At 65.0% G+C, this 16,636-nt stretch carries 18 protein-coding genes; 12 read left to right on the top strand and 6 right to left on the bottom strand.

Annotated elements, in window-relative coordinates; genetic code table 11:
- Positions 1 to 89 precede the first annotated feature (89 nt).
- The 4 genes from O6P39_RS07085 to phnE are packed head-to-tail and all read left to right on the top strand — an operon-like array spanning position 90 to position 3,353.
- Positions 90 to 947 carry a putative selenate ABC transporter substrate-binding protein gene (locus O6P39_RS07085; RefSeq protein WP_275610680.1) on the top strand — a complete coding sequence of 286 codons (858 nt, stop codon included), beginning with the start codon at positions 90 to 92 and terminating at the stop codon, positions 945 to 947.
- Positions 944 to 1,750 carry a phosphonate ABC transporter ATP-binding protein gene (locus tag O6P39_RS07080; protein WP_275610679.1) on the top strand — a complete coding sequence of 269 codons (807 nt, stop codon included), beginning with the start codon at positions 944 to 946 and terminating at the stop codon, positions 1,748 to 1,750. The genes O6P39_RS07085 and O6P39_RS07080 overlap by 4 nt, the downstream gene beginning before the upstream one ends.
- Complete coding sequence (locus tag O6P39_RS07075) at positions 1,744 to 2,586, top strand: ABC transporter permease (RefSeq protein WP_275610678.1); 843 nt, start codon at positions 1,744 to 1,746, stop codon at positions 2,584 to 2,586. Before O6P39_RS07080 ends, O6P39_RS07075 begins: the two co-directional genes overlap by 7 nt.
- Positions 2,583 to 3,353 (top strand): phosphonate ABC transporter, permease protein PhnE, encoded by a 771-nt coding sequence (phnE, locus tag O6P39_RS07070; protein ID WP_275610677.1) that lies wholly within the window; start codon positions 2,583 to 2,585, stop codon positions 3,351 to 3,353. The genes O6P39_RS07075 and phnE overlap by 4 nt, the downstream gene beginning before the upstream one ends.
- 267 nt (positions 3,354 to 3,620) lie before the next feature.
- On the opposite strand, the gene O6P39_RS07065 is transcribed toward phnE, so the two are convergent.
- Both O6P39_RS07065 and O6P39_RS07060 read right to left on the bottom strand, forming a co-directional pair.
- On the bottom strand, positions 3,621 to 3,977 hold the full coding sequence (locus O6P39_RS07065) for a DUF5064 family protein (protein WP_275610676.1): 357 nt from the start codon (positions 3,975 to 3,977) through the stop codon (positions 3,621 to 3,623).
- 66 nt (positions 3,978 to 4,043) lie between these two features.
- Positions 4,044 to 4,361: a DUF2288 domain-containing protein gene (locus tag O6P39_RS07060; protein ID WP_275610675.1), complete on the bottom strand. Its 318-nt coding sequence runs from the start codon at positions 4,359 to 4,361 to the stop codon at positions 4,044 to 4,046.
- Positions 4,362 to 4,672: 311 nt separating this feature from the next.
- On the opposite strand from O6P39_RS07060, the gene O6P39_RS07055 reads away from it, so the two are divergent.
- From O6P39_RS07055 to O6P39_RS07035, 5 genes are all read left to right on the top strand, one after another.
- Positions 4,673 to 5,794: a branched-chain amino acid ABC transporter substrate-binding protein gene (locus tag O6P39_RS07055; RefSeq protein WP_275610674.1), complete on the top strand. Its 1,122-nt coding sequence runs from the start codon at positions 4,673 to 4,675 to the stop codon at positions 5,792 to 5,794.
- A gap of 116 nt (positions 5,795 to 5,910) precedes the next feature.
- On the top strand, positions 5,911 to 6,834 hold the full coding sequence (gene livH / locus O6P39_RS07050; RefSeq protein ID WP_207885138.1) for a high-affinity branched-chain amino acid ABC transporter permease LivH: 924 nt from the start codon (positions 5,911 to 5,913) through the stop codon (positions 6,832 to 6,834).
- Positions 6,831 to 8,087, top strand: a complete 1,257-nt coding sequence (locus O6P39_RS07045; protein ID WP_275610673.1) for a high-affinity branched-chain amino acid ABC transporter permease LivM — start codon at positions 6,831 to 6,833, stop codon at positions 8,085 to 8,087. Before livH ends, O6P39_RS07045 begins: the two co-directional genes overlap by 4 nt.
- Positions 8,084 to 8,851, top strand: coding sequence for a high-affinity branched-chain amino acid ABC transporter ATP-binding protein LivG (gene livG / locus O6P39_RS07040; RefSeq protein WP_275610672.1), 768 nt, complete (start codon positions 8,084 to 8,086; stop codon positions 8,849 to 8,851). Before O6P39_RS07045 ends, livG begins: the two co-directional genes overlap by 4 nt.
- A 3-nt stretch (positions 8,852 to 8,854) precedes the next feature.
- Positions 8,855 to 9,556, top strand: coding sequence for an ATP-binding cassette domain-containing protein (locus O6P39_RS07035; RefSeq protein WP_275610671.1), 702 nt, complete (start codon positions 8,855 to 8,857; stop codon positions 9,554 to 9,556).
- A gap of 151 nt (positions 9,557 to 9,707) precedes the next feature.
- Here O6P39_RS07035 and O6P39_RS07030 read toward each other — a convergent pair whose 3' ends face one another.
- Complete coding sequence (locus tag O6P39_RS07030) at positions 9,708 to 10,382, bottom strand: GntR family transcriptional regulator (protein WP_275610670.1); 675 nt, start codon at positions 10,380 to 10,382, stop codon at positions 9,708 to 9,710.
- Between the two features lie 82 nt (positions 10,383 to 10,464).
- The gene (locus O6P39_RS07025) at positions 10,465 to 11,199 is read right to left on the bottom strand and encodes an SDR family oxidoreductase (RefSeq protein WP_275610669.1); all 735 of its coding nucleotides are present in this window, start codon (positions 11,197 to 11,199) and stop codon (positions 10,465 to 10,467) included.
- A 283-nt stretch (positions 11,200 to 11,482) separates the two neighbouring features.
- Here O6P39_RS07025 and O6P39_RS07020 point away from each other — a divergent pair, with 283 nt between their 5' ends.
- The 3 genes from O6P39_RS07020 to O6P39_RS07010 all read left to right on the top strand — a co-directional run bounded on the left by O6P39_RS07020 (position 11,483) and on the right by O6P39_RS07010 (position 14,990).
- Positions 11,483 to 12,511 carry an ABC transporter substrate-binding protein gene (locus O6P39_RS07020; protein ID WP_275610668.1) on the top strand — a complete coding sequence of 343 codons (1,029 nt, stop codon included), beginning with the start codon at positions 11,483 to 11,485 and terminating at the stop codon, positions 12,509 to 12,511.
- An 86-nt stretch (positions 12,512 to 12,597) separates the two neighbouring features.
- Positions 12,598 to 13,671 (top strand): phosphotransferase, encoded by a 1,074-nt coding sequence (locus O6P39_RS07015; protein ID WP_275610667.1) that lies wholly within the window; start codon positions 12,598 to 12,600, stop codon positions 13,669 to 13,671.
- Positions 13,668 to 14,990, top strand: coding sequence for an aspartate aminotransferase family protein (locus tag O6P39_RS07010; protein ID WP_275610666.1), 1,323 nt, complete (start codon positions 13,668 to 13,670; stop codon positions 14,988 to 14,990). The genes O6P39_RS07015 and O6P39_RS07010 overlap by 4 nt, the downstream gene beginning before the upstream one ends.
- Before the next feature lie 79 nt (positions 14,991 to 15,069).
- Here O6P39_RS07010 and O6P39_RS07005 read toward each other — a convergent pair whose 3' ends face one another.
- The gene (locus O6P39_RS07005) at positions 15,070 to 15,534 is read right to left on the bottom strand and encodes a sn-glycerol-3-phosphate transporter (RefSeq protein WP_275610665.1); all 465 of its coding nucleotides are present in this window, start codon (positions 15,532 to 15,534) and stop codon (positions 15,070 to 15,072) included.
- Positions 15,535 to 15,660: 126 nt separating this feature from the next.
- Complete coding sequence (locus O6P39_RS07000) at positions 15,661 to 16,590, bottom strand: LysR family transcriptional regulator (RefSeq protein WP_275610664.1); 930 nt, start codon at positions 16,588 to 16,590, stop codon at positions 15,661 to 15,663.
- Positions 16,591 to 16,636 lie beyond the last annotated feature (46 nt).

Below are 16,636 nucleotides of genomic sequence, written 5' to 3'. Positions count from 1 at the left end.
CAGTGCGTATCTCCAAGGTCGGGGAATACGCGGGCAGACCGCCGCTAAACTTCCCAGGCTTTTTCCGCTATTGAACCGGAGACTGCTCCATGCTGAAACGCACCCTGGCGCTCGCCGCCTGCTTTGCGCTGTCCTTTGCTGCATCCGTTACTCATGCCGAAGCCCTGAAAGAACTGAAGGTCTCGGCCATCCCCGATGAAGCCCCCACCGAACTGCTGCGCAAGTTCAAGCCGCTGGGCGCCTACCTGGAAGAACAACTGGGCATGCCGGTTAAGTTCATCCCGGTATCCGACTATGCCGGCGTGGTCGAGGCCCTGGCCTCCGACCGCCTGGACATGGCCTGGCTGGGCGGCTTCACCTTCGTCCAGGCGCGCCTGAAGACCGGCAACGCCATCCCGCTGGTACAGCGCGAGCAGGACCAGCAGTTCACCAGCAAATTCATCACCGCCGACCCGAACGTGAAGTCGATCCAGGACCTCAAGGGCAAGACCTTCGCCTTCGGCTCCGTGTCCTCCACCTCCGGCAGCCTGATGCCGCGCTACTTCATGCAGAAGGACGGCGTGGTGCCCGAGCAGTTCTTCTCCCGCGTGGCCTACTCCGGCGCCCACGACGCCACCGTCGCCTGGGTCCAGGCTGGCAAGGTCGACGCCGGCGTGTTGAACGCCTCCGTGTGGCAGAAGCTGGTGGACGCCGGCAAGGTCGACACCAACAAAGTGAAGGTCTTCGCCACCACCCCAACCTACTACGACTACAACTGGACCGTACGCGGCAACCTCGACCCGGCTCTGGCCGAGAAGATCAAGAAGGCCTTCCTCGCCCTCGACCCGAGCAAGCCGCGCGACAAGGAAATCCTCGACCTGCAGGCGGCCAGCCGCTTCATCGAGACCCAGCCTGAGAACTACAAGGGCATCGAGGAGTCGGCGCGCGCCGCAGGCCTCCTGAAGTGACCCTGAAACTGACCGGCGTGGAGCATATCCACGCCAACGGCCAGCATTCGCTCGTCGGCATCGACCTTGCGGTCGAAGCCGGCGAACGGGTGGCGATCATCGGCCCCTCGGGCGCCGGCAAGACCACCCTGCTGCGTATCCTGGCCACCGCCCTGAAACCCTCGGCGGGCAGCTTCGAACTGCTCGGCGTCCAACCCTGGGCGCTGGGCGATACCGCACGCCAACGCCTGCGCGCACGCGTCGCGCTAGTGCACCAGGCTCCGCCGTTGCCACCGCGGCAACGGGTGGTCACCGCCGTGCTCGCCGGCCGTCTCGGCCAGTGGTCGCTGGGTAAAAGCCTGGCCAGCCTGCTTTACCCCGTCGACAGCGCCGGCGCCCGCGCAGAACTGCAACGCCTGGACCTGGGCGACAAGCTGTTCGAACGCTGCGACCAGCTTTCCGGCGGCCAACTGCAACGGGTCGGCATCGCCCGCGCGCTGTACCAGCAGGCCGAAGTGCTGCTGGCGGACGAGCCGGTCTCGGCCATGGACCCGGTGCTCGCCGGCCATACACTGGCGGTGCTCAGCCGCGAGGCGCAGAACCGTGGCGTGACGCTGCTGGCCAGCCTGCACGCGGTGGACCTGGCGCTGGAACACTTTCCACGCATCGTCGGCATCCGTGACGGCCGCATCGCCTTCGACAAGCCGGCGGAACGGGTCACCCCGGACGACCTGCGGGCGCTCTATGCCAATGAGCAACTCGGCCGCCAGGACAGCGCCTCACCAGTGGGCAAGCCGATGGTGGTGCAGATTCCGCGATGCTGAACCCTGCGTTCTCGAAGAGCCCGCCCCGCGACCCCGCCGCGCTGCCGCGCCTGCTGCTCACGCTGCTCGCCGTGGTCCTGCTGTGGCCGGGCCTGCGTCTTTCCGAGCTGGACATCGCCAGCCTGTTCAGTGGCGACAACGCACGGACCATGGCCAGCTTCCTGGGCGGTTTCTGGCCACCGGCCCATGATGGCGAATTCCTCAGCCTGCTCGGGCGTGCCACGCTGGAAACCCTGGCCATCGCCACCGCCGGCATGGCCCTGGCCTGGCTGATCGCCTTCCCGGCCTCGCTGCTGGCCACCCGTGCGCTGTCGATCTCCGCCCTGCCCCGCGGCGGCCTGCCCGCCTGGTGGGCCCGCGCGTTGCGCTGGCCAGTGCGTTGCCTGCTGATCCTGCTGCGCAGCGTGCCGGAAATCGTCTGGGCACTATTGTTCGTCCGTGCCGTGGGCCTGGGCCCCACCGCCGGCGTGCTGGCAATCGCCATCACCTACGGCGGCATGCTCGGCAAGGTCTATGCGGAAATCTTCGAATCGGTGGACCCGCGCCCGACCCGTGCCGTGCTGCTGGGCGGCGGATCACGCCTGCAAGCCTTCGCCTACGGCGTGCTGCCCTCGGCGGCGCCAGAACTGATTTCCTACACCGTCTACCGCTGGGAATGCGCGATCCGCGCCTCGGTGGTGATGGGCTTCGTCGGCGCCGGCGGACTCGGCCAGCAGATCGACCTGTCGCTGCGCATGTTCGCCGGCGGCGAGGTGGCGAGCATCCTGCTGACCTTCCTGGTACTGGTACTCGGCGCCGACCTGCTCAGCCGCTTCCTGCGCGGGAGGCTCGAATGAGTGGATTGCTGCGCAGCCTGGTCTGGCTGCTTGCGGTGGTGATCGCAGTGGTCGCCTCGTTCGCCTATCTGGAAATGGATACCGGCGGGCTGTTCAGCGCGCGTGGGGCCGGGCAGATGCTCGACTACGCCAAGGACTTCCTTTCCCCAGACCTGTCCACCTCTCACCTCACCGCCGTCGGCCGCGGCGCGCTGGAAACCCTGGCCATGTCGGCCATCGGCACCCTGCTCGCGGCGCTGCTCGGCATGCTGCTGGCATTGCCGGCAGCCGGGCGTTTCGGCCGCGTCGGCCAGAGCCTGTCGCGGCTGCTGCTCAACGCTCTGCGCGCCGTTCCTGAACTGGTGTGGGGTGCGCTGATGGTGCTGGCCGCCGGGCTGGGACCGAACGCCGGCACCCTGGCCCTGGCGCTGCACACCGGCGGCGTGCTCGGCCGGCTGTTCGCCGAGGCGCTGGAAAATACCCCGACCGCTCCCGCCGAAGCGGTGCGACTGGCCGGCGGAGGACGAGTTGCCGCGTTTGCCTACGGCACCCTGCCGGCGGTCTGGCCGCAGCTGGTGGCCTACATGCTCTACCGCTGGGAGAACAATATCCGCATGGCCAGCGTGCTGGGCTTTGTCGGCGCCGGCGGCCTGGGGCAGATGCTGTATTTCAGCCTCAGCCTGTTCCAGCAGGCCCAGGCGGCGACGGTGATCCTCGCCATGCTGTTGCTGGTGCTGGGCGTCGATACGCTGAGCGCCTGGGCACGGCAGCGCTGGGTGAGCCATTGAGGCGACTCTTGTAGGAGCAACTGTCTGCGTATTCGTAGGGCGTACAACCGTTCGCGGTTGTACGCCGACTCACCCGGATCGGCAGTTGACGCATTGGTCGAGGGTGACAGTTGCCAGGCAAAGCCCGTGCGGCCGGCAGCCAAGGTCAAACGGCGTATAACGTCGAACGTTATACGCCCTACGCTCCCGGTCAGGCTGTTGTAGGAAACAGCGCGCAAAAAAAAAGCCCGGCACATGGCCGGGCTTTTACATTCTGTCCGCTTCGCCTCAGCGAATGACCTCATCGAGGTCCACCGGGTCGCCATAGTGCGTGCCCAGTTTCTGACGGATGTCCTCGAACATCGCGTCGTATTCCTTGTGATTGCGCACGACGGCGCCAAAGCGCGGGTGCAGGCCATGCTTCTGCGCAATGCGAGTCGCATCGCTGGCGAAGTTGAAGGCCTGCTCCTTGGGCATATCCCACTCTTCGCTGAAGGCGTTGCGGTCGATTTCGCCTTTCATGGTGAAGTGCACATAGGTGCCCTTCTCCGCATCCTTGCGAATTTCGTAGTAGATGTGAGCGTCAATTTCCTGCTGGTCCAGCCCTGGCATGGCCTGGAGGTGCAGATGGCCCGGTTCGAACATGGCGAATCTCCTTCTATGGAATCCAGACAGTCTAGCGCGCCTAGATGAATTGGAAATCGTCTTGTGTCAGTGCAGGACGTCTTTTCGAACTCTTTCCTGGACCAGCACCCAGGGCGCGATCACCACGGCCCAGAGTTCCGGATCACGGGCGAGGAAGTCCTCCGCCTGGATTTCGTCGACCTTGCTCAGCTCACCGCTGGCCAGCCACCCGGCGACCTTCGCCTTGTCATCCTCGGCCACGCCCACCGCGACCTCCACCAGATCAGCGCCAGCCCCGACCTTGAGCAGGTTGCCCCGGGCGAAGAAGGGCGCGAGCTCCTGCCAGGAAATCTTCGCGGTTTCGCCAAGCAACTTGGCATAGAGGGTGCTAGCTTGTTCAGTCATGGATCTCACCTGGTAAACGATCGGCGCCATGATAGCGCCGAGGCCGCGCCAGGCAAGGTTCGGACAGCCCTTTCCGGATGAAGGAAACCCTCAGGGAGAAATCGGAGAGGCGCCGTTTTTCTGTACGTTTGTGTCAATCATGCGACATGCGCTCGGCCAGCCCGCCGCCCCCCGCTTTTCAAGCGGTAAAGCGGCACTCTACACTGTACCGGTACAGTTGCCGGTGGGCCTGTCCGGGGCAATCCCGGTTCGGCAGCCTTCGGCTACCAGGACTACAAAAAAAACGAATAACACAAGAAGAGTGGAGCACTATGAAAAAGGGTACTCAGCGTCTTTCCCAGCTGTTCACCGCCATGGCACTCGCCGGCGTTGCCAGCTACTCCATGGCCGCCGACACCATCAAGATCGCTCTGGCCGGCCCGGTGACCGGCGCCGTCGCCCAGTATGGGGAGATGCAGTTCGTTGGCGCGAAAATGGCCATTGAGCAGATCAACAAGGCTGGTGGCGTAGACGGCAAGCAACTGGAAGGCGTGGTCTACGACGACGCTTGCGATCCGAAACAAGCCGTGGCCGTTGCCAACAAAGTCGTCAACGATGGCATCAAGTTCGTGGTTGGCCACCTCTGCTCCAGCTCCACTCAACCGGCATCCGACATCTACGAAGACGAAGGCGTGATCATGATCACCCCGGCGTCCACCAGCCCGGACATCACCTCCCGTGGCTACAAGCTGATCTTCCGCACCATTGGTCTGGACAGCCTGCAGGGCCCGACCGCCGGCAAGTTCATCGCCGAGCACATCAGGCCCAAGTCCGTGGCCGTGATCCACGACAAGCAGCAGTACGGCGAAGGCATCGCCACTGCCGTGAAGAAGACCCTGGAAGGCGCCGGCATCAAGGTTCCGCTGTTCGAAGGCATCAACGCCGGCGACAAGGACTTCTCCGCGATGATCGCCAAGCTCAAGCAAGCCAAGGTGGACTTCGTCTACTACGGCGGCTACCACCCGGAACTGGGCCTGCTCCTGCGCCAGGCCAGCGAGAAGGGCCTGAAGGTCGGTTTCATGGGTCCGGAAGGCGTCGGCAACAAGGAAATCTCCGCCATCGCCGGCCCGGCTTCCGAAGGTCTGTACGTGACCCTGCCGAAGTCCTTCGACCAGGATCCGAAGAACAAGGGTCTGGTTGACGCCTTCAAGGCCAAGAACGAAGACCCGAGCGGTCCGTTCGTGTTCCCGGCCTACGCCGCTGTCGAAGTCATCGCCGAAGGCATCAAGAAAGCCGGCAGCGAAGACACCGACAAGGTTGCAGCAGCCCTGCGCGCGAACACCTTCGCTACCCCCACCGGCGACCTGGCCTTCGACGAGAAGGGCGACCTGAAGAACTTCAACTTCGTGGTCTACCAGTGGCACAAGGACGGCACCAAGACCGAAGCCAAGTAAGCCACCCGCCGACACACAAAGCCCACTGCACCCGCAGTGGGTTTTGTTTATCCGAGTATTCCGGGGGTCCGTCGCGCCACAAGCGCCGCTTCACGCGACGCCCGAGGAGTTAGGTAATGCCTGATCTCTATCACTATCTGCAACAGCTGATCAACGGCCTCACCGTCGGCAGCACCTATGCCCTGATCGCCATCGGCTACACCATGGTCTACGGCATCATCGGCATGATCAACTTCGCCCATGGCGAGGTGTACATGATTGGCTCGTACGTAGCCTTCATCGTGATCACGGGGCTGGCGATGATGGGAATCGTAAGTCTTCCTGTCGTCATCATCTGCACCTTCGCCGCCAGCATCATCGTCACCAGTGCTTACGGCTACGGTATCGAACGAATCGCCTACCGCCCGCTGCGCGGAAGCAACCGACTGATTCCGCTGATCTCCGCGATCGGCATGTCGATCTTCCTGCAGAACGAGGTCCTGCTCGCCCAGGACTCCAAGGACAAGGCCATCCCCAACCTGCTGCCGGGCAACTTCATCATCGGCCCGGATGAAATGAGCGGCGTGACCATCTCGTACATGCAGGTGCTGATCTTCATCATCACTCTGCTGACCATGTACGGCCTGTCCATGTTCATCTCCCGTTCCCGCCTGGGCCGCGCCTGCCGCGCCTGCGCCGAGGACCTGAAGATGGCCAACCTGCTGGGCATCAACACCAACAACATCATCGCCCTGACCTTCGTCATCGGCGCCACCCTGGCCGCCGTGGCCGCGGTGCTGCTGGGCCTGCAGTATGGCGTGATCAACCCGCACATCGGCTTCCTGGCCGGCATCAAGGCGTTCACCGCCGCGGTGCTGGGCGGCATCGGCAGTATCCCGGGCGCCATGCTCGGCGGGCTGGTGCTCGGCGTTGCCGAAGCCTTCGGCGCCGACGTGTTCGGTGACCAGTACAAGGACGTGGTGGCGTTCACCCTGCTGGTGCTCGTCCTGCTCTTCCGCCCCACCGGCATCCTCGGCCGCCCGGAGGTGGAAAAGGTATGAGCCAGAAACTCAAGACCGCATTCTTCAGTGCCCTGCTGGTGATGGCCGTCGCCTACCCGGTACTCGGCATCAAGCTCAGCGTGGTTGGGATCGGCCTGCAGCTGCAGGGCGTCAGCCCGACCACCCTGTGGGTGATTGCCGCGTGCGCCGTGGCGATGTTCGTCTGGCAACTGGTGCGCGACAAATTCCATTTCGTGACCAGCACCCGCCAGTTCCTGTCCAGACCGCACACCAAGCTCGCCGAACGCCTGACCCACTCCTCGGTACAACGCAAGATCATCCTCGGCCTGATCGTCGTCGCTCTCGCCTGGCCGTTCTTCGGCTCGCGCGGCGCGGTGGACATCGCCACGCTGATCCTGATCTACGTGCTGCTGGGCCTGGGTCTGAACATCGTAGTGGGCCTGGCGGGCCTGCTCGACCTGGGCTACGTCGGCTTCTACGCCGTGGGCGCCTACAGCTATGCGCTGCTGTCGCACTACTACGGCCTGGGCTTCTGGACCTGCCTGCCGATCGCCGGCCTGATGGCAGCCTTCTTCGGCTTCATCCTCGGTTTCCCGGTGCTGCGCTTGCGCGGCGACTACCTGGCGATCGTGACCCTGGGCTTCGGCGAGATCATCCGCATCCTGCTGCGTAACCTCACCTGGCTGACCGGCGGCCCCAACGGCATCAGCAACATCGAAAAGCCCAGCCTGTTCGGCCTCTCCTTCGAGCGCCGCGCCCCCGAGGGAATGCAGACCTTCCACGAGTTCTTCGGCATCGCCTACAACTCGAACTACAAGGTCGTGTTCCTCTACCTGGTCGCGCTGCTGCTGGTGCTGCTGGTGCTGTTCGTGATCAACCGCCTGCTGCGCATGCCCCTGGGCCGTGCCTGGGAAGCCCTGCGCGAAGACGAGATCGCCTGCCGTGCCCTTGGCCTGAACCCGACCATCATCAAGCTCTCCGCCTTCACCCTCGGCGCCTGCTTCGCCGGTTTCGCCGGCAGCTTCTTCGCCGCGCGCCAGGGCCTGGTGACGCCGGAATCCTTCACCTTCATCGAGTCGGCGACCATCCTCGCCATCGTCGTGCTGGGTGGCCTGGGTTCGCAGCTGGGCGTGATCCTCGCCGCCGTGGTGATGATCCTGCTGCCCGAACTCATGCGTGAGTTCAGCGAGTACCGCATGCTGATGTTCGGCGCCATCATGGTGCTGATGATGATCTGGCGTCCGCAGGGCCTGCTGCCCATGCAGCGTCCGCATCTGGAGTTGCGCAAATGAGCCAGACCATTCTTGAAGTAAACGGCCTGACCATGCGCTTCGGCGGCCTGCTGGCCGTCAACGGCGTGGCGCTGAACGTGAAGGAAAAGCAGGTGGTCTCGATGATCGGCCCCAACGGCGCCGGCAAGACCACCGTGTTCAACTGCCTGACCGGCTTCTACCAGCCCACCGGCGGTGAAATCCTCCTGCGCGGCGAGGCCGTGCAGGACCTGCCCGGCCACAAGATCGCCCACAAGGGCGTGGTGCGGACTTTCCAGAACGTTCGCCTGTTCAAGGAAATGACCGCGGTGGAGAACCTGCTGGTCGCCCAGCACCGCCACCTCAACACCAACTTCCTCGCCGGCCTGCTCAAGACCCCGGCCTTCCGTCGTCGTGAAGCGGAAGCGCTGGACTACGCCGCGCACTGGCTGGAAATCGTCAACCTCAAGGACATCGCCAACCGCCCGGCGGGCACCCTCGCCTACGGCCAGCAGCGCCGCCTGGAGATCGCCCGCTGCATGATGACCCGTCCGCAGCTGTTGATGCTGGACGAACCGGCGGCCGGCCTGAACCCACGGGAGACCGAGGACCTGAAGGCACTGATCGCCATGCTGCGTGCCGAACACGGCGTCACCGTCCTGCTCATCGAGCACGACATGAAGCTGGTGATGAGCATTTCCGACCATATCTACGTGATCAACCAGGGTACCCCCCTGGCCGACGGCACCCCGGAGCAGATCCGCGGCAACCCGGATGTGATCAAAGCCTATCTGGGGGAGGCCTGAGTCATGCTGAAGTTCGACAAGGTTTCCACCTTCTACGGCAAGATCCAGGCGCTGCATGACGTCAGCATGGAGGTCCAGCAGGGCGAGATCGTCACCCTGATCGGCGCCAACGGCGCCGGCAAGTCGACCCTGCTGATGACCCTCTGCGGCTCGCCGCGCGCCTCCTCGGGCAGCATCACGTACCTGGGCGAGGAACTGGTCGGCAAGGAATCCTCCGTGATCATGCGCAAGAGCATCGCTGTCGTGCCGGAAGGCCGTCGCGTGTTCGCCCGCCTGACCGTGGAAGAGAACCTGGCCATGGGCGGTTTCTTCACCAGCAAGGGCGATTACCAGGAGCAGATGGACAAGGTCCTGGCACTCTTCCCGCGCCTGAAGGAACGCTTCAACCAGCGCGGCGGCACCATGTCCGGCGGTGAACAGCAGATGCTCGCCATCGGCCGTGCGCTGATGAGCAAGCCCAAGCTGCTGCTGCTCGACGAGCCGTCCCTGGGCCTTGCGCCGATCATCATCCAGCAGATCTTCGACATCGTCGAACAACTGCGCCAGGAAGGCGTGACCGTCTTCCTCGTCGAGCAGAACGCCAACCAGGCGCTCAAGCTCGCCGACCGTGGCTACGTGCTGGAGAACGGCCGCATCGTCATGCAGGACACCGGCGCCAACCTGCTGGTGAACCCCAAGGTGCGCGACGCGTACCTCGGCGGCTGACGTCCGCGCTGTAATAAAAAACGGCCCTTCGGGGCCGTTTTTTATTGTCTCGCACCGCGCAGCTCTTGGTAGGAGCGAGCTTGCTCGCGAACAAGCTCGCCGGTGAGTTCTGCGTATAGAGATTCGCGAGCAAGCTCACTCCTACAAAGCCTCAGTTCTGCGCCTCGGACTGGGCAATGAACTCCAGCATCTTCTCGCTACCGTCGACCAGGTCGGTATGGATGGCCGCGCGGGCAGCGGCACCGTCGCCTGCGCGCAACGCCCGCAGCACTTCCCAGTGGTGTTCGATCGCCATGCGCTCGTTGAAGTCGGCGTAGGCCTGGGCGATCAGCGGGCCGGTGCGCATCCACAGGCTGTCGAGGAAGCCGCGCAGCAGCGGCATGCCGGCGATGTCGGCCAGGGCGAAGTGGAAGGCCTGGTTGAGCTTGAGCGCCGACACCATGTCCTCGGCGTGGATCGCATCGAGGTTCTGGCGGATGTTGGCTTCCAGCTCATCCAGCTGCTCGGTGCTGGCCCTGGCGGCAGCCGTCTCGGCCGCCAGTCCTTCGAGGGCCACGCGGATGCTACGGATTTCCAGGTACTGCTCGCGGGTGAGCAGCGGCACGCGGATGTCGCGCGGCGTCTTGAGCACCAGCGCCTGCTCCTTGGCCAGTTGCAGGATCGCATCGCGCACCGGGGTCACGCTGGTGCCCAGCTGCTGCGCCAGGTCGCGAATGCGCAGGCGGTCGTCCGGCTTGAAGCGGCCGGTGATCAGCGCCTCGCGCAGCAGCGCATAGACGCCGCTGCCCAGGTAGGAATGGTTCAGCCCTTCGATCGGGTAGTTCATCGCGTTCTCATCGCAGTCTCGTCACATGGCGCGGCATCCCGGCGCGCATGATGCGGATTGGGCGCCAGGGATGCCAGCGAGATTACACATGCTGCCCGCCGTTGACGTGGATTTCCGCGCCATTCACATAGGACGCGCCGCTGGTGCAGAGGAAATGGATCAGCGAAGCGACTTCCTCCGGCTTGCCCAGGCGGTGCATGGGAATGTCGCGCTCGACGATCAGCTCGGTCCCCGAGGACAGGATCGCGGTATCGATCTCCCCTGGGGCGATGGCGTTGACGCGCACGCCGTGCGGGCCGAAGTCGTGGGCCATCTCGCGAGTCAGCGCCGCCAGCGCAGCCTTGGAACAGGCGTAGGCGACCCCGGCGAAGGGATGCACCCGCGAACCGGCGATGGAGGTGACGTTGATCACCGAACCCTTGGCCGCCTTCAGCTCGTCGAACAACCCGCGCGCCAGCAGTGCGGTGGAGAACAGGTTGACGTTGAACACCTTCAGCCAGGTGGCGTAGTCGCTCTCCAGCGCGCCCAGACGCTCCCCTTGCGGCCCCTTGGGCGAGATACCGGCATTGTTCACCAGCGCATGCAGCTGGCCGCCGAGCTTTTCGCGGATCTGCGGCAGGCTGGCCTGCACGCTGTCGATGTCTTCCAGATCCAGGTGGATATGGTTGATCAGCCCTTCGGCCCAGGGGCATTCGGCGCTCCAGTCCTGGCGCGAGGCGGTGAACACGCGCCAGCCGGCGGCGTTGAAATGCTTCACCGTGGCATGGCCGATGCCGCGGCTGGCACCGGTCAGTAACAAGGTCTTGCTCTGGTTCATGGCGAATCCCCCTGCGAAGTGCAACGTCCGTGGTGAGCGATGGCTCAAATAAAAACATGATGCATCATGTTTTGGAAGATGTTTAAATCGACCTCGCGTCATCCGATTCCAAACAACAACAAGAAACTGGAGGACATCCCATGCTCGACCGCACCTGTTCCGCGCGCTCCTCACCCTGAGCCAACGGGCGACCGGTCGGCCTCCCAGCTCGGGCCGTCCCAGCCCCTCTCTTGAAGCTGCCCTCTTTTCGATGGGCCGGATTGGCCCGACCTGGAGTAATCGCATGTTCAAGAAAGCCGTAGCACTGATGATGCTGGCCGGCGGCGCCGCCCAGCTCCACGCCGAGACACTGACCGTGGTGTCCTTCGGTGGCGACAACAAGGTGGCCCAGGAAAAGGCCTTCTACAAACCCTTCGAGCAACAGGCCAAGGTCACCGTGCAGGGCGCCGAGTACAACGGCGAGATGGCGAAGATCAAGGTCATGGCCGACACCGGCAAGACCAGCTGGGACGTGGTCGAAGTGGAGTCCCCGGAACTGATGCGCGGTTGCAGCGAAGGCCTGTTCGAGCAGCTCGACTGGTCGAAGCTGGGCAAGCGCGAGGACTTCCTCGATGCCGCCGTGAGCGACTGCGGCGTGGGCATTTTCATCTGGTCCACGGTGCTCACCTACGACGCCAAGAAGCTGGCCAGCGCACCGACCGGCTGGGCCGACTTCTGGGACGTGAAGAAATACCCGGGCAAGCGCGGCCTGCGCCGTGGCGCCAAGTTCACCCTGGAGTTCGCCCTCGAAGCCGACGGTGTGAAACAGGCCGACCTGTACAAGGTGCTGGGCACTAAAGAAGGCGTGGACCGCGCGTTCAAGAAGCTCGACGAGATCAAGCCCTACATCCAGTGGTGGGAAGCCGGTGCGCAACCCCTGCAGTGGCTGGCCGCCGGCGACGTGGTGATGACCAGCGCCTACAACGGCCGCGTCGCCACCGCGCAGAAGGAAGGCCGCGACTTCGCCATCCAGTGGAACGGCAGCATCTACGACCTGGACCACTGGGCCATCGTCAAGGGCAGCCCGAAGAAGGAGCTCTCCGAGCAATTCATCGCCCTGGCCAACAAACCCGAGCACCAGAAGGTCTTTGCCGAAAACATTCCCTACGGCCCGACCAACAAGAACACCATCCCGCTGATCGATCCGGCCATCGCCGGCAAGCTGCCCACCGCGCCGCAGAACCTGGAAAACGCGCGCGCCATGGACACCGAGTTCTGGATCGACCACGGCGAGGAGCTGGAACAACGCTTCAACGCCTGGGCGAGCAAATGACCGCCGGCGCACCGCCCGACCTCGCGTCGGGCGGTGCGCCGCGACTCGCCAGGCCGCTGCACGATTGACCCGCTGGAGAAGTACCCGTGCCCCTCAATACCGCCCCCGTTCAAGACCACCTGCTGGAAGCGGCCCCCGCCCAGGTGAGCGACGCCCAGGCCGCCGCGATCGCCGAAGAGTATTTCGGCCAGCGCGGAACCCTGAACCGGCTCGCCGGCGAACGCGACCTGAACTTCCATATCAGCCACGGCCACGGCGATGACCGCCTGCTGAAACTCTCGCACCCGCTGGAAGACCCGCAGGTAGTGGACTTCCAGACCCGCGCCCTGCTGCGCGTCGAGGCCACCGACCCGACCCTGGCGGTGCAGCGCGTCTACCCCTCGCTGAGCGGCGAGTACCAGATTCCGGTGGTCGTCGACGGCCAGCCGATGCTCGCCCGCCTGTTCTCCTTCGTCGACGGCCTGCCGCTGCACCGTGTGCCGCAACGCAGCCGCGCCCTGCGCGAGAACCTCGGCGACGCCCTGGCTCGCCTGGGCCTTGCACTCGATGGCTTCGAGCACCCGGCGTCCGGCCACGAGCTGCTCTGGGACCTGAAGCACGCCTCGCGCCTGCGCCGCCTGCTGAACTACATCGAGGACCGCGAGCAGCGCGCGCTGGTCGAACGCTTCCTCGACAACTTCGAACGCCATGCCCTGCCCCGCCAGGCCAGCCTGCGCGCCCAGGTGATCCACAACGACCTGAACCCGCACAACGTGATCGTCGATGCCGCGCGCCCTGATCAGTTGCGCAACATCCTCGACTTCGGCGACATGGTCCATGCGCCGCTGATCAACGACCTCGGCGTCGCTGCCGCCTACCAGGTGGGCGAGCCGGACGCGCCGCTGGCCACCGCCTGCGAGATGATCGCCGCCTACCATCGCCGCCGCCCGCTGCTGGAAGCCGAGCAGGAAATCCTCGCCGACCTGATCGCCACGCGCCTGATCATGACCCTGTGCATCACCGCGTGGCGCGCCAGCCTGCACCCCGAGAACCGCGACTACATCCTGCGCAACACCCATCACGCCTGGCAGAGCCTGCAAGGCCTGGCCCGCCTGAGCCGGGAACAGGCGCAAGATCAGATCTTCACCGCCTGCGCCAACCACGAGGAGCCCCGTCCATGACCATGCCCAACGGATTCAGCCCGGCCGACGCCGACCGCCTGAGCGACGAGGAGCGCCGTCTGATCGAGCGCCGCGAACGCCTGCTCGGCCCGGCCTACCGGCTGTTCTACGAACGCCCGCTGCACACCGTGCGCGGCGAAGGGGTCTGGCTCTACGACAAGCAGGGCAACCGCTACCTCGACGCGTACAACAACGTCGCCTCCATCGGCCACTGCCACCCACGCGTGGTGCAGGCCATCGCCAGCCAGGCGGCGGTGTTGAATACCCACACCCGCTACCTGCAGGAAGGCATCCTCGACTACGCCGAGGACCTGCTCTCGACCTTCCCCGCCGGCCTCGAACAGGTCATGTTCACCTGCACCGGCAGCGAGGCCAACGACCTCGCCCTGCGCATCGCCCGGCATTACACCGGCGGCACCGGGGTGATCATCACCCGCTTCGCCTACCACGGCGTCACCGGCGACATCTCCGAACTCTCGCCAGCCCTGGGTTCCGGCATCACCCTGCCCGCCCACGCACGCACCGTGCGGGCACCGGACGCCTACCGGCTGGGCGCAGAGAACGTCGGCAAGCTCCTCGCCGACGACGTGCGCGCCGCCATCGCCGACCTGCGCGCCCAGGGCATCAAGCCCGCCGCGCTGCTGCTCGACGGCATCTTCGCCAGCGACGGCGTGCTACCGGAGCCGGTCGGCTTCCTCGCCGAAGCGGTGAAGGTCGCCCAGTCGGAAGGCCTGCTCTACATCGCCGACGAGGTCCAAAGCGGCTTCGCCCGTACCGGCCGAACCATGTGGGGCTTCCAGCGCCACGGCGTGCAGCCGGACCTGGTCACCCTCGGCAAGCCCATGGGCAACGGCCAGCCCATCGCCGGCGTTGTGGCACGCGCGGACATCCTCGAAAGTTTCGGGCGCAACGTGCGCTACTTCAACACCTTCGGCGGCAACCCGGTGTCCTGCGCGGCGGCCCAGGCGGTGCTGGACGTGATCCGCGACGAGAAGCTGCAGGAGCGCTCGCAGTGCATCGGCGACTTCATGCTGGAGGGCATCCGCCGACTGGCCGACCGTCACGAACTGATCGGCGACGTGCGCGGCGCGGGGCTGTTCCTCGGCGTCGAACTGGTGACCGACCGTGCCGAAAAGACCCCGGCCGCCAACCAGACCCGTCGCGTGGTCAACGCCATGCGCGAGCGTGGTGTGCTGATCAGCGCCGCCGGCCCCATGGAGAACATCCTGAAGATTCGCCCGCTGCTGGCTTTCGAGCAGGAGCACGCCGAGCTGTTCATCGACTGCCTGGACCAGGCCCTGCAGGAAGTGGCCGGCTGATTCGCCGCGCAAGAAAAAACGGGCGGGGCCTGCGGAGTTCACCCTCCGCCAGCCCCGCCCGTTTTCCATTCAGGGGGGATCAGAAACCGACGCCGACGTTGACCATCGCCGCGGAGTTGCCCAGCACCACCAGCTCGGTGCCAACCGGCCCCAGGCGAGCGCCCAGCGAAGGAATGATCGCCGGCGCCACGCCGTAGTGGTTCAGTGGGATCTTGTCACGGTACTTGCCGTGATAGCCCTGCAGCGCGCCACCGGTGACCTTGGCGTAGAACGGCGTGCCTTCCCAGTCGAAGCGCTTGCCGGCATAGACGTAGTTGGAGCGCTGGCTGAAGGAGTTGCGGAAGGTCGCACCACCGAACACCACGCCATCGGCGCGGTTGCGCTCGAGGCCAATCAGGTCCTGGTGATTGTTGTGCTCCGGGTCGTTACTCCAGTGGGTGGTGTAGACGCTGGTCTGCAGGTACCAGAAATCCCCGCTCTCGGCCTGGGCGGCAGCGCAGCCGAGTGTCAGCAGCAGTGCTATCAGCAGAGTGGAACGGTTCATGGCAACTGCCTCAAGGAGCTTTCAGAAAGAAGAGAGGCAAAGCCTAAGCCTCCCTCCCTGAACTTCCCCTGAACCCTCTCTGAACCAATCCTGAACGAAGCTGAACGAAGCTGAACGAAGCTTCCTTCAGCCTTCCAGTGCTACCAGTTGCTGCCGGCTCTGCTCGAACCAGCGCAGCAGGTAACCCGCCAGCAGCTGCGTGCGGCGCGGCAGGCGGCCCTGGTACGGATGGATGAGGAAGACCGGCTGGCTGCGCGTCTGATAGTCGCGCAACAACCAGACCAGACGGCCGTCAGCCAACTCCTGCTGAATCATATAGGACGGCAGCCGGCTGATGCCTGCGCCAGCCAAGGCTGCCTTCTTCAGCAAGGTGTAGTGGTTGCTCGCCAGTAGGCCGCTGACCGTCACGCGGAACAGCTCATGATGTCGCTGGTAGAGCCAGGTGCCGCTGTCCTGATAGTGGGTGTTCTGCAGGCAGGAATGCCCGGCCAGCTCCGCCGGCGACTGTGGCACCCCATGGCGCGCCAGGTAATCCGGCGTGGCACAGGTCAGCTCCTGAAGCGCGAACAGCGGCCTTGCCACCAGGCGCTCGTCCGCCGCCAGGCTGCCGGAGCGGATCGCCAGGTCGAAGCCATCCGCGACCAGGTCCCTCAGGGTGTTGGACAGGTCCAGCTCCAGGCGGATCTCCGGATACTCGCGGGAGAACTCCATCAGCCAGGCATCGAAGAAGGTCTCTCCCAGGGACACCGGCAGGCTCAGGCGCACCGTGCCTCGCGCCTCGTCCTGCAACGCCAGCACCGCCTGCCGCGCCCGCGCCGCCTGGGCATTGAGCGCCTGGGCCTCGGGCAACAGCGCAGCCCCCGCGGCGGTCAGCGACAGACGCCGGGTGGTGCGGTGCAGCAGGGTCGTGCCCAGCGCCTGCTCCAGCACGGAAATGCGCTTGGACAACTGCCCCTTGCTGCAACCGAGCTTCTCCGCCGCGCGGGTGAAGCTGCCGCACTCCAGCAGCACGGCAAAGGCGGAAAGGTCTTCCAGATCGCTGGCTATTGTTTCCATATGAAAACCAAAGGTTGTCGATTGGCATGATTATCAAAACAGAAGG

It is taken from the genome of Pseudomonas sp. PSE14, from assembly GCF_029203285.1.
In the GTDB taxonomy this organism is placed as follows: domain Bacteria; phylum Pseudomonadota; class Gammaproteobacteria; order Pseudomonadales; family Pseudomonadaceae; genus Pseudomonas.
Note: the sequence above shows the minus strand (reverse complement) of the source record. Positions and strands in the feature narration are given on the sequence as shown.

Bases quoted from the DNA above. Each gene is read 5' to 3' on its own strand.
- O6P39_RS07085 (WP_275610680.1), top strand. From the start codon at position 90: ATGCTGAAACGCACCCTGGCGCTCGCCGCCTGCTTTGCGCTGTCCTTT.
- O6P39_RS07075 (WP_275610678.1), top strand. From the start codon at position 1,744: ATGCTGAACCCTGCGTTCTCGAAGAGCCCGCCCCGCGACCCCGCCGCG.
- phnE (WP_275610677.1), top strand. From the start codon at position 2,583: ATGAGTGGATTGCTGCGCAGCCTGGTCTGGCTGCTTGCGGTGGTGATC.
- O6P39_RS07065 (WP_275610676.1), bottom strand. From the start codon at position 3,977: ATGTTCGAACCGGGCCATCTGCACCTCCAGGCCATGCCAGGGCTGGAC.
- O6P39_RS07060 (WP_275610675.1), bottom strand. From the start codon at position 4,361: ATGACTGAACAAGCTAGCACCCTCTATGCCAAGTTGCTTGGCGAAACC.
- O6P39_RS07055 (WP_275610674.1), top strand. From the start codon at position 4,673: ATGAAAAAGGGTACTCAGCGTCTTTCCCAGCTGTTCACCGCCATGGCA.
- livH (WP_207885138.1), top strand. From the start codon at position 5,911: ATGCCTGATCTCTATCACTATCTGCAACAGCTGATCAACGGCCTCACC.
- O6P39_RS07045 (WP_275610673.1), top strand. From the start codon at position 6,831: ATGAGCCAGAAACTCAAGACCGCATTCTTCAGTGCCCTGCTGGTGATG.
- livG (WP_275610672.1), top strand. From the start codon at position 8,084: ATGAGCCAGACCATTCTTGAAGTAAACGGCCTGACCATGCGCTTCGGC.
- O6P39_RS07035 (WP_275610671.1), top strand. From the start codon at position 8,855: ATGCTGAAGTTCGACAAGGTTTCCACCTTCTACGGCAAGATCCAGGCG.
- O6P39_RS07030 (WP_275610670.1), bottom strand. From the start codon at position 10,382: ATGAACTACCCGATCGAAGGGCTGAACCATTCCTACCTGGGCAGCGGC.
- O6P39_RS07025 (WP_275610669.1), bottom strand. From the start codon at position 11,199: ATGAACCAGAGCAAGACCTTGTTACTGACCGGTGCCAGCCGCGGCATC.
- O6P39_RS07020 (WP_275610668.1), top strand. From the start codon at position 11,483: ATGTTCAAGAAAGCCGTAGCACTGATGATGCTGGCCGGCGGCGCCGCC.
- O6P39_RS07010 (WP_275610666.1), top strand. From the start codon at position 13,668: ATGACCATGCCCAACGGATTCAGCCCGGCCGACGCCGACCGCCTGAGC.
- O6P39_RS07005 (WP_275610665.1), bottom strand. From the start codon at position 15,534: ATGAACCGTTCCACTCTGCTGATAGCACTGCTGCTGACACTCGGCTGC.
- O6P39_RS07000 (WP_275610664.1), bottom strand. From the start codon at position 16,590: ATGGAAACAATAGCCAGCGATCTGGAAGACCTTTCCGCCTTTGCCGTG.